The sequence below is a fragment of the Rhodococcus sp. KBW08 genome, assembly GCF_003852455.1.
Taxonomy (GTDB): Bacteria; Actinomycetota; Actinomycetes; order Mycobacteriales; family Mycobacteriaceae; genus Rhodococcus_F; species Rhodococcus_F baikonurensis.
In genome coordinates, this window is record NZ_QAJJ01000009.1 from 694,245 (window position 1) to 711,270 (window position 17,026).

Annotated in this window: 16 protein-coding genes; 4 read left to right on the forward strand and 12 right to left on the reverse strand. The window is 62.7% G+C overall.

Translation table 11 applies throughout. The features are described from left to right. Window positions 1-176: 176 nt before the first annotated feature. The 5 genes from DBV08_RS14120 to DBV08_RS14140 all read right to left on the reverse strand — a co-directional run bounded on the left by DBV08_RS14120 (window position 177) and on the right by DBV08_RS14140 (window position 5,315). Entirely contained in the window at window positions 177-2,084 is a 1,908-nt protein-coding gene (locus tag DBV08_RS14120) for an alkyl/aryl-sulfatase (RefSeq protein ID WP_124567799.1), read from the reverse strand. A gap of 68 nt (window positions 2,085-2,152) precedes the next feature. Then, window positions 2,153-2,479, reverse strand: a complete 327-nt coding sequence (locus DBV08_RS14125; protein WP_124567800.1) for an SHOCT domain-containing protein — start codon at window positions 2,477-2,479, stop codon at window positions 2,153-2,155. Between the two features lie 24 nt (window positions 2,480-2,503). Next, complete coding sequence (locus DBV08_RS14130; RefSeq protein ID WP_095968512.1) at window positions 2,504-2,932, reverse strand: DUF6325 family protein; 429 nt, start codon at window positions 2,930-2,932, stop codon at window positions 2,504-2,506. Window positions 2,933-3,002: 70 nt separating this feature from the next. Continuing rightward, entirely contained in the window at window positions 3,003-4,274 is a 1,272-nt protein-coding gene (locus DBV08_RS14135; RefSeq protein WP_124567801.1) for a nitrate/nitrite transporter, read from the reverse strand. 45 nt (window positions 4,275-4,319) lie between these two features. Continuing rightward, window positions 4,320-5,315 (reverse strand): aldo/keto reductase, encoded by a 996-nt coding sequence (locus tag DBV08_RS14140; protein ID WP_124567802.1) that lies wholly within the window; start codon window positions 5,313-5,315, stop codon window positions 4,320-4,322. Between the two features lie 101 nt (window positions 5,316-5,416). On the opposite strand from DBV08_RS14140, the gene DBV08_RS14145 reads away from it, so the two are divergent. Next, entirely contained in the window at window positions 5,417-5,974 is a 558-nt protein-coding gene (locus DBV08_RS14145) for a TIGR03086 family metal-binding protein (protein ID WP_020970773.1), read from the forward strand. Here DBV08_RS14145 and DBV08_RS14150 read toward each other — a convergent pair. From DBV08_RS14150 to DBV08_RS14160, 3 genes are all read right to left on the reverse strand, one after another. Next, window positions 5,971-7,245 (reverse strand): alkaline phosphatase family protein, encoded by a 1,275-nt coding sequence (locus tag DBV08_RS14150; protein WP_095968510.1) that lies wholly within the window; start codon window positions 7,243-7,245, stop codon window positions 5,971-5,973. The genes DBV08_RS14145 and DBV08_RS14150 overlap by 4 nt on opposite strands. After that, window positions 7,242-8,930 (reverse strand): alkaline phosphatase, encoded by a 1,689-nt coding sequence (locus DBV08_RS14155; protein ID WP_124567803.1) that lies wholly within the window; start codon window positions 8,928-8,930, stop codon window positions 7,242-7,244. The genes DBV08_RS14150 and DBV08_RS14155 overlap by 4 nt, the downstream gene beginning before the upstream one ends. 103 nt (window positions 8,931-9,033) lie before the next feature. Further along, a complete protein-coding gene (locus DBV08_RS14160; RefSeq protein ID WP_206028794.1) occupies window positions 9,034-9,360 on the reverse strand; it encodes a hypothetical protein in 327 nt (108 codons plus the stop codon). A 158-nt stretch (window positions 9,361-9,518) separates the two neighbouring features. On the opposite strand from DBV08_RS14160, the gene ilvD reads away from it, so the two are divergent. Beyond that, the gene (gene ilvD, locus DBV08_RS14165) at window positions 9,519-11,213 is read left to right on the forward strand and encodes a dihydroxy-acid dehydratase (RefSeq protein ID WP_095968507.1); all 1,695 of its coding nucleotides are present in this window, start codon (window positions 9,519-9,521) and stop codon (window positions 11,211-11,213) included. 13 nt (window positions 11,214-11,226) lie between these two features. On the opposite strand, the gene DBV08_RS14170 is transcribed toward ilvD, so the two are convergent. Together DBV08_RS14170 and DBV08_RS14175 are read right to left on the reverse strand one after the other, a co-directional pair. Beyond that, the gene (locus DBV08_RS14170) at window positions 11,227-11,883 is read right to left on the reverse strand and encodes a S1 family peptidase (RefSeq protein ID WP_007732621.1); all 657 of its coding nucleotides are present in this window, start codon (window positions 11,881-11,883) and stop codon (window positions 11,227-11,229) included. Between the two features lie 74 nt (window positions 11,884-11,957). After that, window positions 11,958-12,677, reverse strand: a complete 720-nt coding sequence (locus tag DBV08_RS14175; protein WP_124567805.1) for a DUF6319 family protein — start codon at window positions 12,675-12,677, stop codon at window positions 11,958-11,960. A gap of 224 nt (window positions 12,678-12,901) precedes the next feature. Between DBV08_RS14175 and DBV08_RS14180 the strand changes: the two genes are divergently transcribed. Then, window positions 12,902-14,002, forward strand: a complete 1,101-nt coding sequence (locus tag DBV08_RS14180) for an adenylate/guanylate cyclase domain-containing protein (protein WP_378375216.1) — start codon at window positions 12,902-12,904, stop codon at window positions 14,000-14,002. Between the two features lie 3 nt (window positions 14,003-14,005). On the opposite strand, the gene DBV08_RS14185 is transcribed toward DBV08_RS14180, so the two are convergent. Next, window positions 14,006-14,656 carry a TetR/AcrR family transcriptional regulator gene (locus DBV08_RS14185; RefSeq protein WP_124567807.1) on the reverse strand — a complete coding sequence of 217 codons (651 nt, stop codon included), beginning with the start codon at window positions 14,654-14,656 and terminating at the stop codon, window positions 14,006-14,008. A 56-nt stretch (window positions 14,657-14,712) separates the two neighbouring features. On the opposite strand from DBV08_RS14185, the gene DBV08_RS14190 reads away from it, so the two are divergent. Continuing rightward, a complete protein-coding gene (locus DBV08_RS14190) occupies window positions 14,713-16,257 on the forward strand; it encodes an MFS transporter (RefSeq protein ID WP_124567808.1) in 1,545 nt (514 codons plus the stop codon). Here DBV08_RS14190 and DBV08_RS14195 read toward each other — a convergent pair. Then, a complete protein-coding gene (locus tag DBV08_RS14195) occupies window positions 16,245-16,775 on the reverse strand; it encodes an Lrp/AsnC family transcriptional regulator (protein ID WP_185564604.1) in 531 nt (176 codons plus the stop codon). The two genes, DBV08_RS14190 and DBV08_RS14195, sit on opposite strands and share 13 nt — an antisense overlap. Window positions 16,776-17,026 lie beyond the last annotated feature (251 nt).

Genomic DNA, 17,026 nt, shown 5'->3' on the forward strand with positions numbered 1-17,026 from the left:
AGATCCAGAACCTCACCCTCGAGGTCCTCACCATCCAGCTGCCACGAGCCCCGACTGCCCATACCGAAAGCTTAATCGAACACACTTTCGGCAACCAGGGACATGACGGACAACTTCAGAAGCGCCCAGAACTCGAGACTCGTTGAAATACATCATCATTGAACTGTCTCACGCCGCTAGGTCGGCGTGACTATCGCAAAATTCGGATCAGGCTCGTCAAGGTGCCCCGCAAGTTCTGCGAGTTTCGCCGGGTCGCCGGCAACCGAGATACTGCCGTTCGCAATCTCGGCGCCCAGGTCCGCACCACCGAGCAGCACACCGAGTAAGCCGAGACGACTCACACTGAACGTCGCATCCACAGACCCAGCATCTGCAGACCCACCTTCCACGTCGAAGTGGATCAGCACGCCGTTGCTCAGTTCCGTTCGGTGCACGATGTTTTCGTCGGTGATGTTCCAGTCGATGACGATGTGGGAATTCGCTGCACTCACTCCGTCCACGCGGAGCGACACAGCGTCGAACACCTGCTTCACCGACAACGCTGCGGTGATATCAGGAGCTGCAGCAACTGTGGGCGTACCCACCGAACCGTTGCGCAGTTCGTATGCACCGGTGAGGTAGAAGTTTCGCCAGGTGCCGTTCTCTGCGCCGTACCCGAGCTGCTCGAAGGTATCGGCCTGCAGGGTCTTGGCCTCGGTGTTGCCCGGTTCGGCAAAGATGACGTAGTTCACCACCTGCGCGACCCACCGAAAGTCTCCGCTCTCGTATGATTCCCGAGCTTTTCGGAGCACCTCTGCCGATCCGCCCATGAACTCCACGTGACGTTTGGCCGATTCGACGGGTGGATGCTCCCACAGATGCGCAGGGTTACCGTCGAACCATCCCATGTAGCGCTGGTAGATGGCCTTGACGTTGTGACTGACGGAACCGTAGTACCCGTGCGTGTGCCATGCCTGCGCCAATGCAGGTGGCAGTTCGATCGATTCGGCGATCTCGAGACCGGTCCACCCCTGATTGATTCGACGAAGTGTCTGATCGTGAAGGTACCCGTAGAGGTCGCGCTGCAATGACATGAACTCGGTGAGCCGTTCGGTCCCCCACGTCGGCCAGTGGTGGGACGCAAACAGAACGTCGGATCGTGAGGCGTAACGATTGATCGATTCGGTCAGGTACGCAGACCAGACGTGAGGATCTCGTACCAGGGCACCCCGTAGCGTGAGCAGGTTGTGGAGAGTATGAGTTGCGTTCTCCGCCATACACAGCGCGCGCAAGTCCGGGAAGTAGAAGTTCATCTCGGACGGGGCCTCGGTTCCGGGCGTCATCTGGAACTCGATCCGAACGCCGTCGATCGTCTCCGTGTGACCTGTCGTCGAGATCGACACCGTCGGCGAAATGAGCGTCGGCGTCCCGGTTGAGGTGGTCTGCCCCAACCCGGCTCCGACGGCACCGCGAGGACCTCGGGGCAATGCGGCCCCGTACATATAGGCCGCACGTCGAGCCATTGCCGTTCCCGCATAGACGTTTTCCTCGACGGCATGCTCCACGAGTCCAGTGGGGGCGACGATTACGCATCGCCCGGCAGCGACATCTTCGTCGGTGGTCACCCCTTTGACCCCACCGAAATGGTCGATATGCGAATGCGTGTAGATCACCGCGACGACCGGTCGATCACCACGATGCTCCCGATACAACGCGAGACCAGCGGCCGCGGTTTCCCGAGAAATCAGTGGATCGACGACGATGATCCCGCTCTCCCCCTCGATCAACGTCATGTTCGACAGATCGAGGCCGCGAATCTGATAGATCGAATCCGTCACCGCAAAGAGTCCCTGCTTGGCGACCAACCTCGACTGACGCCACAAGCTCGGATTGACGGTCGGCGGGCACTCCTCATCCAGGAATGAGTAAGAATCGTTGTCCCACAGCACTTTTCCGTCCGGACCGGATACCACGCCGGGATCGAGCGCGCCGATGAACCCTCGCTCGGCATCGGTGAAATCGGTCTTGTCGGAGAACGGCAGGGTCTCGGCGACTCGGGCGTTCGCCGCTTCGACTGCGGCCGATGCTGCGCGTGGATCGATCATAGATCAGCCTTTCATCTTCAATTGTCCAGTGTGGTAAACCTGTTCAGGACTCCAATAATCAGCGGGGACTAGCTCAACAGCTGCGATTTTGCCGCCGCGAACTCCGCGTCGGTCAACACGCCGGACTGATGAAGCTGCCCCAGCTCCTGCAGCTTGGAGACCAGATCGTCAGCACCCGAAGGGGGAACGGACTGCACGGGAGCGACCTGCGCCGGCGGCGCTTGTTGCTGCTGGTACTCCTGCTGATATTCCTGCTGCTGCTGCTCGGAAGCCTTCCGTTGACTCCGTCGATCCATGGCGTTGGACGTCGCTTTTGCGGTTCCAGCCACTACCGCAGTGCGTGCCACCGTGCCGAGCAATCCGGGCCGCCCTCTGCGTCCACCTCGAAAAACCATGCCGAACTCCTTGGGTAATTGTCGCTACTGAAATGCTGCTTCTACCGCTGCGACGACTACCTCGCGCGGTATCTGAACGTGAAGGACTACATCGCCGCCGCCACCGCGAACCGTCGTCGCGAGCTCACGCGCCCACGTCTGCTCGTAGACGATGACTGCGGCGGACGTTCCTGGTTCGAGTGACTCACGGACCACGTCCAGGTCCTCGTCACTGATCAATGCCTTGGCTTCGATGGAGAGAATCGCCAGTCCGATGTCGGTGAGATCTTCGTCGACGTCGATCTGCGACACCTGTCCGTTGGCGTCCTTGGCGATGTACACGAGGTCGAGCAGGGTGACAAAACCTCGTTCCACCACGTTCTGCAGCGCGGCGACAGCTTCAGGATCCACAGTTGAACCTGGGAATGCCAGCACCACGAGCTCGACCGGTCCGATGTTCATTGTGTCGTTCATCCATCAAGCCTGGTAGCTCTGGCGCGCAGTGACCTCACCCGCAGGGGATGAATTACCCGAGGCGATCGAGTTATTTGTTGCGACGAATGACTTCGCGGATCGGGCGTACGTGCACGCCTTCTGCCGCGAGGGCGCGCCGGGCTTTGCCCCGGGTGACGAGTACGCCGATGATGCCGAGAACCCAGACCGGATATTGCACCATCCAGGCGACGCGGAATCCGTCGAACGTGTACCCACCCATGTGTCCGAGGATCACGCCCATCACTTGAATCACGATGAGGGATGCGAGGAATCCGCCGATGTTGACCATGCCCTGGGCGGTTCCCATCGCCGAACTCGGATTGGATGTGCGCGCGTAGTCGAAGCCGATCACCGAACCCGGCCCACCCACCGAGATCACAACCACCAGGATCGTCAACAACCAGAGCGGAGACGGTTCGCTGCGCGAAAGCACGATCGTCCACATGAGCGCGCTGGCCACCATGATGGTGAGAACCAACCACGATCGCCGCATGGGATAGCGACCGGTGAGAATGCCGAGGATCGGGCCGGCCACGATTGCCGAGATGACCGACAGCGTCAGCAGCGAGCCGACGGTCGCGGAATCGAGACCCTGAGCCGATTTCAGATACGGCACACCCCACAGCAGTGCGAACGTCGTGATCGAGAACTGCGTCCCCATGTGACTGAAGAACCCGAGTCGGGTGCCGGGTCGCATCCACACCGTCTTGATCTGTCGCCCGATCTCCTTGGCACCGGCAGGCACGGCCACCACGTCGGCACCGGGAGGCGCGTCGCGGATGACACTCAGCGCCAGAGCAAACGCCAACAGTCCGACGGCCGCAGCGCTGCCGTAGGCAAAAGTCCAGCCCGGACCGGACAACAGCAGCATGAACGGGAGCGCGGACATCACCTGGCCCAGCTGACCGAGAATGCCCGTGAACTGCGAGACCAACGGCACCTGCCGGGGCGGGAACCACTGTGGTACCAACCGCAGCACCGAGATGAAGGTGAGAGCGTCGCCGGCGCCGACGGCAATACGTGCACCGATCGCGACGGGCAGCGATTCGGTGAAGGCGAGGGCCAACTGCGCGGACATCATGATGAACGCACCGACTGCGATCATGATCCGCGAACCGTAGCGGTCGAGGAGGACTCCCGCCGGAATCTGCATACCGGCGTACACGACGATCTGCAGTACGACGAAGCTCGACAGAACGCTGGGTGATATCGAGAACCGATCAGCAGCAGACAGACCCGAGACACCGAACGAAGTGCGGTGAAGCACGGCGATCACGTAGGCAAAAACACCGACACCCCAGACCAACCACACTTTTTTCATCGGGTCTGTATGTTACTCCTGTCTTTCGCAAGGCTCAGGACATGACTATTCGCGGCCCTGAGACACCCAATTCAGATCAGCCGACCGGAAGCCTTCGGTGATCGCGGCGAGGGAGTCGAGGCGAGCGATCTGGTCTTCGCTCAGAACGATGTCCAACGCTCCGGCGTTCTCGGTGACTCGTGCAGCGAACCGAGTGCCGGGAATCGACACGGAAGGCAACCCGTACTGACGGCCCTTGGCATCGAGCCATGCCAGGGAAACCTGTGCAGGCGCCGCGCCGAGCTCGTCGCCGACGGCGCGGACCACGTCGAGAACCTTCTGATTGGCAGGGAGCGCGGAGTCCGAGAAGCGGGGGAAGCGTCGGCGCAGGTCGTTGTCACCGAGCGTCGCCGCATCGAACGATCCCGCCAGGAAGCCTCGACCGACCGGCGAGAAGGGCACGAATCCGACTCCGAGTTCAGCGGCGGTGGGTACTACCTTGTTCTCGACGTCCCGACTCCAGATACTCCATTCCGACTGGATCGCCGCGATCGGATGCACCCCGTACGCACGACGCAGTTCGTCACCGGTCGCCTCGGACAGGCCGATGTTGCGGACCTTGCCCGCCTTCACCTGCTCCGCGATCGCGCCGACGGTGTCTTCGATCGGGACGTTCGGGTCGACCCGGTGCAAGTAGTAGAGATCAACATGATCGACGCCGAGTCGTCCCAGAGACTCGTCGAGTGCCTGCGGTACGTACGCCGGGTCTCCGTTGATCCCGCGCTGACCGTTGGCGATGTTGCCGACAAGACCGAACTTCGTCGCCAGCTGCACTTCGCCTCGGCGGTCCTTGAGAAGCTCCCCCACAGCACGCTCACTCGCGCCCTCGCCGTACACGTTGGCGGTGTCGATGAATGTGATCCCGATGTCCACCGCATGGTGCAGCGTGGCAAGCGCCTCGGCCGGGTCCACCGGGCCGTAGACCGGGGCGACGGACATCGCGCCGTATCCCTGAGCACTGACGGTGAGGCCTTCAGCCAGGGTGACGGTGGGGACGGTCATGAAATCTCCTCGATTCGAGTAAGCGACAACCTCGACAGTCTTCACCGAATCGAAGCCTGACGCACCGATTAACGTCACGCTGATCGGGTTACCCTCGAGTGATGGCATTCGATTGGCTCGAACTCGTGCTCACCGCCCACCGCGAATTCGGTTCACGACTCGCCGCAGTCGAGGACTGGAACGCACCCACGCCTGACTCCGACTGGCACGTCGAACACCTCGTCCGCCACGTCATCGAGGAGCAGCAGTGGGTACCGCCGCTCCTGGCCGGACTGACGGTCGGCGAGGCGACACCGGACATCGTTCCCGTCGGGGACGATCTGTGGACCGAATGGCAGAAGTATTCCGATGCCGCCATCAAGGCGTGGAAATCGACGGACCTCAGCGCCCACGTTCACCTCTCGTACGGCACGGTGAAGGTGGAACCGTATCTGCGCCAGCAGACTTCGGACGTCACGATCCACACCTGGGACCTCGCGCGAGCGGTCGGAGCAGACGAGCGGCTCGATCCGGACCTCGTCGAGGCCGTCTGGTCCGACCTCGACGGGCAGCGCGACATGCTCGCCGAGAGCGGACTCTTCTCCGCTCCCGTCGACCTCCCTGACGATGCGTCGTTGCAGGACAAGCTGATTGCCCTGACCGGTCGCGATCCTCGCTAGACGTTCAGCGACACACCCGTCGTGCGAGCGACGCCGTCCCAACCACCGGCAGGTGCACCGAGGCCGAGCAGAGCCGCAACCGTCGGCGCGACGTCGATCGTGCGAGCCTGCGTGTCGATCTTCCGTCCACCGTCGAGAGCGGGATGCCCACCGCTGAGAAAGAACGGAATGGGGAGCGTCACGAAGTGGCCGTGGTTGCCGGGAATCGGATTGGACAGCGGAGTCGGATCACTGAACCGCCAGCCCTGAGCGCAAAACGCAACGACGTCACCGGCATTGGTGCCGAGATCGAATTCGGCCGGGAGGTGGCTGGATTCGACGCCGTCGACGCCCTCCACGATCTGTTGAATCCGGCTGACGGCTTCGGCCCGTTCGCCGTCCGGTCCGACGAAGTAGATCAGATCTGCGCCGCCGTTCTGGGCTATCCGAATCTTGCCTGCCAGCAACGGATCCGCGTTCAGCGGTCGATCCAAGCCGATGAGCCGCGCGGGTTCCGACCAGTCCATCGAATGGTCGGCCAACACGATCAGAATGCTCCGATTCCAACGACCGGTGTCATGAAGGAAGTCGACGAAGCGGCGAACCTGGTTGTCGGTGTTCTGAAGTGCGGCTGTACGTGCGATACGAATGGACGGACCGGACAGATCCAGGTGCCCGACCCGATCGACGTCACCGAGGTTGGTGAACGACAGTCGCGGGGAGTTCCCCCCGACGATCCGGATCAGCGCGTCGATCGTGAAGTTGTCCGGTGCGTGCTCGGTGCCGGGAACGAGTGGCTGCGGATCCCACACCAGCGAAGCGCGGTTACCGAACAGCCCGTGCAGGTAGTGCTTCGACAGCACACTTGCAGTGGTCAATCCGAGTTCGGTGCGCACCCGATCCAGAACCGTCGACGTCTGTAGGTCGGAAGGCCGATCGAGGTCACGCTTCTTGTCGATGGACGGATCGTAGACGGAGTTGGCGGGTACGCCCGAACGCGCCGGCAGCACTCCCGTCATCATCGCGGTGTGGTTCGGCAGCGTCTCCGCGATCGGGATGGCGCTGGCGTCCGGGTAGTGAATACCGCCGACCGCAAGCCCGGTCAGCGTCGGGGTGAGCTCCGATCGCAATTCGTCCGGACGCATGCCGTCGACGACGATGACATGCACGTCCAGGTCTGGGATTCCGGCGCTGGTGGGAACACTCGCACGAGCCGGCGTTCCGAGCAAAGCCGTTCCGGCGACAACACTTCCACCGATCAGAACGCTACGACGCGAAACTTCGATACTCACTGGTCGACTCCTGGTCGGTACGAGGCCTGATCGAGGGCGGCCGAGGTGGGTGAGACTCTACTGCCCGCGCCTGCCGGTAGACGGTAGCTCACGGCGTAGTGCGCATTGCTCTGCGGATTGGTGAGATCGTCGACGTAGTACCAGTCCATCTGAGTACCTTCGCGGGCGATTTCGAATACGCCGTAGCCGTGCGAATCCAGTTCGACGTACCGCACATGTCGGTTCACGGCCTTGAATGCCTCTTCTGCCGCAACGGTTACCGTGCGCGGCGGCACCTTCAGCATGTCGTCGATGTTGGGCGAGGTCACCGACGGGACGACGAACTCGGCGCCGACGGTCGGCCCACCCGGATAGTCGGCGGCGTTGGTCGGTAGGTCGCAAGCCCACGACGTGTGGATGTCACCGGTGATGAAAACGGTGTTGTCCACACCGTTCGAGGTGATCGCGTCGAAAAGCCTGGTGCGGTCGGCGGTGTACCCGTCCCACTGATCCGTGTTGTACGGGACACCGGCCTGCGGCACTCCCACCAGTTCGGTCAACGCCGCGGTGGTCGCCGGCTCCAGCGGCGGGAACACGCACGGCGTGATCATGACCGGATTGCCGACGATTTTCCACTGCGTCGGGGAGGTGACGATTCCGTTGGTCAACCAATCCATCTGTGCGCGTCCGGTAATGGAGCGCGACGGATCGTCGACCTGCTTCATGGTCGGTTGCTCGTCGCGGTAGGTACGCAGATCGAGCATCGAGATCTCGGCCAGATTCCCGAAACGGAACCGTCGATACAGCTGAACGCTCGAACCACTACCCGACGGCCGGACGGGCATCCACTCGAAATATGCCTTGGCCGAGTTCGCCTTTCGATCTGCCCAGTCGCCTTCGACGCCGGGCGTGTGGTTTTCGGCGCCGTCGCGGTACGCATTGTCGGCCGATTCGTGGTCGTCCCATGTGGCGATGAACGGCAACTTCAGGTGAAGGGCCGCCAGATCCGGATCGGTCTTGTACTGCGCGTGCCGAATTCGATAGTCGGCCAGCGAGATGATCTCGTGGGCCGGCTCGTGAAGGCGAACGGATCCGTTTCTCGCGCCGTACTCTCCCTGCCCGTACTCGTAGATGTAGTCACCGAGATGGATGATCGCATCGAGGTCTTCGCGGAACGCGAGATGACGATAGGCACCGAAATACCCCGCCTCCCAGTTGGAGCAGGACACGACGCCGAAGCGAAGCCGATCGAGATCCGTAGAGTTCGACGGAGCCGTACGGGTGCGGCCCACCGGAGAAACGGCCGAACCCGCAACGAATCGGTACCAGTACGGCGTCGACGGATCGAGTCCGGTGACGTCGACCTTCGCGGTGTGATCGGAATCTGCCGAAGCAGCAACACTTCCGGACGCCACGACGCTCGCGAACCCCTCATCGGTCGCGACCTGCCAGTTGAGCGTCACCGCCGGCCCGACGCCGGAACCGGGCGTCGCCTCTGCCGTCGGGGTGATGCGGGTCCAGATGATCACCGCATCCGGCAACGGGCCACCGGATGCCACGCCGTGTGCGAAGCCCGGGCTGCCACCCGGAACCTCGGCACCGGCGTGGCTCGCCGAAGCGACACCGAGGCCTACTGCGCCGGCGAGTGCCGCCGATCCCTGCAGCAGGCCACGTCTGGATATTCGATCGAAGGCATTCGTCTGCACGCTAGGAGTGAACCCGCACCTGAACAGCCGTTCAAGAGAGCTTCGGGATGTTCACCCAGGCTTCGCCTGCGCTTCTCTGCAAGTTTGATCGAGCCGATCCGGATTACAACCGGTAGTCGAGGGCCGAGCCCCGAACCACACCGACCTTGACTCCGATGTAGCCGCCGAGTGCACCCCCGGTCGCAATCAGGATCCAGAACACCGACGGAATCAGAGTCTCGGACCCGTCGACCTGGGTGAACGCGGCGTAGCCGACGATCAACGCACCGAACAGCACGGGCAGAATCAGCAGTGCGGCAAAGAACGTCAACCACACCGATACGAATCGACCCTTCCACCGGGCGATCTCGTGCAGGACCGTCAGAACAACCAGGAAGACACCACCACCGGTCAAGACCGCCGACAGAACTGCAAACCCGAAAGCTGACATCAGCTCCGACTCCACTTGAATCCCCCCCGTATTCGAAGCACCTGCGCACCCAGCCCCAACTGCGATGCAATGAGTCTATTCAAGACGGCCGGCGTTTCGTGGCAACTCGAGTCGCTCGTCTGCCGGAAACACACCCCGCCGACGCCTATGCTTGGAAAATGACCGAACCCGACATCAAGCCCAGAAGTCGTGACGTCACCGACGGACTCGAAAAGACCGCAGCGCGCGGCATGTTGCGTGCAGTAGGAATGGGTGACGACGACTGGGTCAAGTCGCAGATCGGCGTCGCCTCGTCCTGGAACGAGATCACCCCGTGCAACCTGTCCCTCGATCGCCTGGCCAAGGCCGTCAAGGAGGGCGTCCGAGAGGCCGGCGGGTTCCCCCTCGAATTCGGCACTATCTCCGTTTCCGACGGCATTTCGATGGGTCACGAGGGCATGCACTTCTCCCTCGTCTCCCGTGAAGTGATCGCGGACAGCGTCGAGACCGTCATGCAGGCCGAGCGCCTCGACGGATCGGTTCTTCTCGCCGGCTGTGACAAATCCTTGCCCGGCATGATGATGGCGGCGGCCCGCCTCGACCTCGCCAGTGTGTTCCTCTACGCCGGGTCGACTCTCCCCGGCGTCGCCAAGCTGTCCGACGGCAGCGAGCGGGAAGTCACCGTCATCGACGCGTTCGAGGCCGTGGGCGCCTGCTCGCGTGGGCTGATGAGCCGCGCCGACGTAGACACCATCGAACGGGCGATCTGCCCGGGCGAAGGCGCGTGCGGCGGTATGTACACCGCGAACACGATGGCCAGCGCCGCCGAGGCCATGGGAATGTCGCTGCCCGGCAGCGCTTCACCGCCCGCACCGGATCGTCGCCGCGACGGATTCGCGCGCGAGAGCGGCAAAGCCGTGGTCGAACTGCTGCGCCGCGGAATCACCGCGAGGGACATCCTCACCAAGGAAGCGTTCGAGAACGCCATCGCAGTAGTCATGGCATTCGGTGGTTCCACCAATGCGGTGCTCCATCTCCTCGCGATCGCGCACGAGGCGTACGTCCCGTTGACGCTCGACGATTTCGCCCGCGTCGGCGCGAAGGTCCCGCACCTCGCCGACGTCAAGCCTTTCGGAAAGCACGTCATGACGGACGTCGACCGTATCGGCGGCGTCCCCGTCATCATGAAGGCATTGCTCGACGCGGGACTCATGCACGGAGATTGTCTGACCGTCACCGGCAAGACTGTTGCGGAGAATCTGGCGCACATCACCCCGCCCGATCCGGACGGCAAGGTCTTGCGGGCGATGAACAAGCCCATCCACCCGACCGGAGGCATCACGATCTTGAAGGGGTCGCTCGCTCCCGGCGGCGCGGTGGTCAAGTCGGCAGGATTCGAGTCGGATGTATTCGTCGGCACTGCACGAGTTTTCGAACGCGAGCGCGCCGCGATGGATGCTCTCGAGGACGGAACCATCACCGGCGGTGACGTTGTCGTCATCCGCTACGAGGGCCCGAAGGGTGGTCCCGGCATGCGCGAGATGCTGGCCATCACCGGCGCGATCAAGGGTGCGGGTCTCGGCAAGGACGTCCTGCTGCTGACGGACGGACGATTCTCGGGCGGCACCACCGGCCTGTGTGTCGGACACGTTGCGCCCGAGGCCGTCGACGGCGGTCCCATCGCGTTCGTTCGCGACGGCGACCAGATCCGGCTCGACGTGGGTACCGGACAACTCGAATTGTTGGTCGACGATTCCGAACTGGAAGCTCGCAAGGAGGGCTGGGAGCCGTTGCCGCCTCGCTACACACGTGGCGTGTTGGCCAAGTACTCCAAGCTCGTGGGATCAGCATCGGGTGGAGCGGTGTGCGGCTGATCCCAGCTCGCTGCTAGATGGGCCGGTACCCGGCGCCGACGCCTCCGTGGGCATTGATCGTGTCCACGATGGAGGTCATGTTGGTGCCGAGTTCCGGCCCCAGGCACGGCACCCACAGGTAAGCGTTGACCATCGCGACCAGCGTCGTCCCGACCGTGACCGGGGCTCCCGAATCACCGTGGTCGACGCAGATCTGAGTCCAGGTGGATGCGTCGGCGCTCAGGTCTCCCCAGACGACGCCGCAGGTGGTGCCCGTCGTACGGCCTTCCTTGCAGGCTGTGGCCGGGAAACTGGCCGGTGCGCCGATCGAGGTGATGGTCGCCGCGCCCACTGTGCGCACTGGTGTGACCTTGCCCGGATCGAACTGGATGACCCCGTAGTCCAGGTCGGGGTTCGACTCGACGAAGGTGCCGACCACGCCGGCGTCCTCGTTGCTTTCCGGGATCACGAACGACCCAGGACCGCCGCAGTGACCTGCGGTGATTCCCACGAGTCTGCCGCCGTTGTCGTGACCGATGGTGGTCAACGTACACACCAACTGGTTGTCGATGATGATGCCCGAGCCACCACCCATGGGCGTGGGTGCAGCAACCGCATTGCTGCTGACGATGAAGCCGAGTCCGAGTGCCAAGACCAACGCTGCCAGAGCCGAAACAATTCGCTGCAACATCACAATCTCTCCGCCGGTAATCTCCCCGCTGCAAAAAACGCATACCCCGGAAAGTGCGGACTTACGCAGCGGTTCTAGTCGGTGGCTCCGAGCGCCTCGAGCATCTTGCGCGCCTCTTCGAGTTGGCGGCTCAACTCGTCGACTCGAGCCGCAGCCATGTCTCGCGCAGCGACGATGATGGACTCGACGGCTTCGATGGCGGTGGGCTCACCCAACTCGCGGACAGCTCGCTCGACTGCATCGGGTGCGACCGGAACTGCTTTGCCCGGACGCTTCGCGCCCTGTGTGACCGTCACGCTCCAGTCGTTGTCCGCGCCCGCATGGATCGTGACGCTGATTCCGGCCGGCAGTTTCTTCGCACGCTTGACGGCCGGACGAGGTGTCGCGGCAGGGGCAGCATTGGTAGTCGGTACCGGAGCGGGTGCAGGCTGCGCCCGCGGCTTCGGTCGAACAGGCTCTACGAGTGGCTCCATCAGGGGTTCGGACTCCACAACTGGTTTGGGCCGTGGCGCCGGTTTGGCCGGTGCCGCGGAGACGCGGTTGATGCGCAATTCCTCTGCCTCGAAAGGCAATTCGTCGTTGACGCCCTTGGGGCGAATCAGCACTGTGTTGCCGTCCACCGACACGACTTTCGCCGAGGTACCGGCTTCGATCCCCAGGCTGGGAGTCGCCTCGCGCAGATAGACGGTGGCGCGCTTACCTTCGGCGACAGCCGTGGCGAGCGCTGCCAGATTTTCCGCAGTGAGGTGATCCGGCGTTGATGCGGCGGCGCCGGAACGTCTACGGGGTGGCATGCGCAGGTCCTTTCAGAAGTACGTGGTGCATTTCAGTGTCGACAGTGCATTCAGTATCGACAGTGCATTTCTCGGGGCAACTCTTGCACAAGCCACCGACGTGTTGACTCTCACCGCCCGCCTGACCCCGAGGATCCGTAGACGGTTCGGCCAATTCAGTACTGTTCTCGGGGCACCGCGTGGAAGATGGTGGACAGAGATTCGTTGCGGCAAGAAGGAGCACGGTGAGCAGTTCGGAGTCAGAGTGGATCGACGAGGTCACCGAACCCGCCCCTGCTGAATCTCACGCTGCCGAACATCACACTGCTGATCCGGTCGACGTCGATGCTCATCTGCTCAGCCGGATTCAAGCCGACATCGAAGAGTCTCTCCTCGGCGGGCCCCGTTGTTTCACTCAGTCACAGATCGCAGAATTCGCCGGTGTGACACGCGAGCGTGCCGATCGTTTGTGGGTCGCGATGGGCTTTGCCGTCGACGAGGATCCCGACGCCGTCATGTTCACCCAGCAAGACGCCGACGCCCTCAAGACGATTATCGACATGGTCAATCGAGGAGTCATCTCGCAGAGCAGTGAGGTCGCTGCCGCCCGCTCACTCGGGCAGTCGATGTCGAGGTTGGCCGAGTGGCAGGTCTCGCTGATCAGCACGCACATCATCGACCAGCTCGCCGACTCGGCAGATCACGAGCCCGAAGCGATCCGGAAGATCGTTCTGCGCCTCGGCGCCGAGATCATTCCCGCTGTCGAATCTCTGCAGACGTACGTCTGGAAGCGCCACGTCGCGTCCTCGACGGGCCGCAACGTCGGAAACCCGGGCGAAGAAGTAGCGAGTCGTGTTCTGGTAGTGGGTTTCGCCGACATCGTCGGGTACACCTCACTGACCCGCGGCCTCGACTCCGCCGAACTCAACGATCTGCTGGAGCGGTTCGAGTCCGCGTCCACCGAAATCATCGGTCGCAACTACGGATGGGTGGTCAAGACCGTCGGTGACGAGGTCATGTTCGCCGCCGAGAGCCCCCACTACGCCGCCGAGATCGCCTTGCAGATCCAGCAGGCGGTCCTCGCCGATCACGACGATCCACAGCTTCGGGTGGGTCTGGCCATGGGGCCGACGTTGGTTCGCTTCGGAGATCTCTACGGTTCGGTGGTCAACAAGGCCGCGCGCCTCACCAGCTCCGCTCGTCCCGGCACTGTTCTGATCGACTCCGAGTTGGCCACCCAGCTCGGCTCGGACGCCAATTTCAAACTGCGACACCTCCGTCCGCGACGAGTACGCGGAATCGACAGGCTCGAACAGTACGTCCTTCGACGCAATCTGGAGCCGTGAGCGTCAGCTCGACACTCCGCGTGCAGCCAGAAAGTCGTCCACGATCTGCTCACACGCAGCCTCCCCGAGAGGCGTCAGCGTGGCCAGCTTGGTGAGCACCAAAGGTCCGACCAACTGAGTAAGTGCGACGTCGTAGTCGTACTCCCCCAACGCGTCGATCGCGTCCGGCGAGCGCAGGATCCGATCGAACGCGTGACGGTACTGCTCGAAAACCGTCTGGCGCAGCGATCGCAATTCGGGCTTGTCCGTGGACAGGGCATCGACGCTCGAGTAACCCTTCAGCTCCGGTCCCAAGCCGAGCCAGCACATCGCCGTCACCTGGATCGGTGCGCTTTCGATGGCCTTGGCCTGACTGGTCAACAACTCGAGCAATTGCGCGCGGAGATCGCCTTCACCGGACATCTCCGGCACCGGCGGTAGTAGACGTGCAAATGCCGCGGCGAGTAACTCCGTGCCGCTGTCGAAATGGCGATACAGCGTCGCACGCGCGACGTTGGCCAACTTGGTGACGGCATCGATCGTCACGGCGTCAACGCCGCCTTCTGCCAGCAGCGTGGTCGCTGCGTCGAGCAACCTCGACCTGGAGCGCTGTTTGCGCGGGTCCTCGTCGTTTCCCTGCTGATCGATTCCCTGCTTGTCGATTCCCACCGTCACAACTTCAGTTATACCCACTTGGGGGTTGTGGAACTGCTGTTCTTGTAACGATACTGATGGTCTTGTTTCTATCGGGAGGTTTCGTGAGTAGCGATACGACGCTCGAACAGTCGACGTGGACCATCCGACAGATCTGGATGCTGACGGTCGCGTGCTGCGCTGTCGCGCTGGTCGTCGCAGCAATGGCCGCACTCAACACGGCCCTTCCCGACCTGGCCCGCGATACCGGAGCAACACAGAGCCAGCTCACGTGGATCGTGGACGGGTACACGCTCACACTGGCTTGCCTCCTGTTGCCGGCGGGCGCACTCGGCGATCGCTACGGTCGACGCGAACTGCTCATGTTCGGACTACTTGTTTTCGCTGCCGGTTCGTCGATTCCGGTCTTCGCGGACGAGCCGTCGTGGATCATCGTCTCCCGCGTGATCTCCGGCGTCGGCGCCGCGTTTGTCATGCCGGCGACGTTGTCTCTGCTCACTGCAGGTTTCCCGCCGGCGCAGCGTGCCCGCGCCGTCGGAGTCTGGTCCGGCGTCGCAGGGTCCGGTGCAATCGCCGGACTCGTCGTCTCCGGACTGCTCCTCGAAAAGTGGTCCTGGCATTCGATTTTCGTCAGCCTGGCCGTCGTCTCCGTCCTGATCCTCGTGGTGTCGTTCACGATCGTGACATCGAAAGACGCGGAGGCAGCTCCCCTCGATCTACCTGGTACAGCGCTGATCGCCGGCTCGATCGGACTGTTCGTCCTGGGGATGATCGAGGCACCCGCCCGCGGTTGGCTCGATCCGGTGGTTCTCGCGTTGCTGGTCGGCGGAATTGCCATGGCCGCGGTATTCAGCTGGGTCGAATTACGTACTCGCCATCCACTTCTGGACGTGAGACTGTTCGCCAATCGCGCATTCGGCAGCGGCGCAGCGTCACTGACCCTGCAATTCCTCGCGACTTTCGGCTTGTTCTTCCTGATCGTGCAGTATCTCCAACTGGTGCTCGACTACTCCCCACTGCAATCGGCGCTCGCCCTCATGCCGATCGCCGTGCCGGTGATGGCGCTGTCCGTGGTTGCGCCCCTACTGATTCCGCGTATCGGCCTTCGCGCTCTCACCGCCACCGGGGTTGCCTTCCTCGGAACCGGAATTGCGCTCTTGACGCGCTTGGACGCCAGTTCGACCTATGCCGAAGTCTGTGTCCCCTTGGTAGTAGCCGCTATTGGATTGGGCTTGTCGACAACCCCCGCCACTGCTGCCATCGTCTCCAACGCACCGGATTCCAAACAGGGTGTTGCATCAGCAGTCAACGACGCAACCCGTGAAATCGGCTCTGCCATCGGTGTTGCACTGGCGGGAAGTATCCTCGCCGCCGGCTACGGCAGTCATGTTCGACCCGCGGTCGAATTGCTACCCGAACCTGCCAAGGAACCGGTATCCGGTTCTCTGGCCGCTGCTCTCCACGTCGCCGAAGCAGCCGGGCCGCAGGGTGCCCAGTTGGCCGAATTCGCCCGTGAAGCCTTCATCAAGGGCATGGATCAAGGAGCACTCACGCTCGCCGCGATCATGTGGGTATCCGCGATCGTTCTGGGATTCTGGGCTCCGGGTCGTCAGCGAGACTGACCGTCGCGTCGATACGCCGGGGCCTTGGTCGCCTGCTTGGACTGCAAGGTCTGCAGCAGGGGCATCGACCGGAGCGGTACTACCACCGAGAGAACCATGACGCTGGTCGACCGGGTGGCTATCCCCGACCGATTCAGTTCGAGCAGCGTCGCTTGCAAATCCTCGTGCGACGCAGCGGCAATCCTGCACAGCACGTCGCCGGAACCGGTAGTGGCAAAGGCTTCGAGCACACCGGGTATTGCCTCGAGTTCCGCTGTGACGGTGTCGAGCGCCCCCTGGGCGATCTGCAAAGTCACGAATGCTTGCACTCCGAAACCCGCTGCAGCCAAATTGACGTGCGGCGCGTATCCGGCGATGACGCCCGCGTCTTCCATCCTTTTCAATCTCGCCTGCACCGTCGCCCGGGCAACCTTGACCTGACGCGAAAGCTCCAACGCACCGGCTCTCGGGTGCTTGTTCATCGCGTCCAACAGAGCCAGATCCACTGCGTCGAGATTCACGTCTGCTCCACTCACCATTCAACTATGCAAACTGCCTACAAAACCATGCCGCTGTCTTCGGATTCCGGCGCTGTGTCTACTTTCAACTACCTCCGTTGACTACCCAACCTTGGAAGGACTTATCTGTTTGTACTGGCAGTGCCGAACATAACTCGAGCACCGCGCTGTGTACATCGCACTCAGAGGGGACTCATCATGACCGTCGAACAGACTCTCACCGACGACGAACAGTTGGCCGGCCTGGATCTGGAGCAATTGCGCCAGTTGGT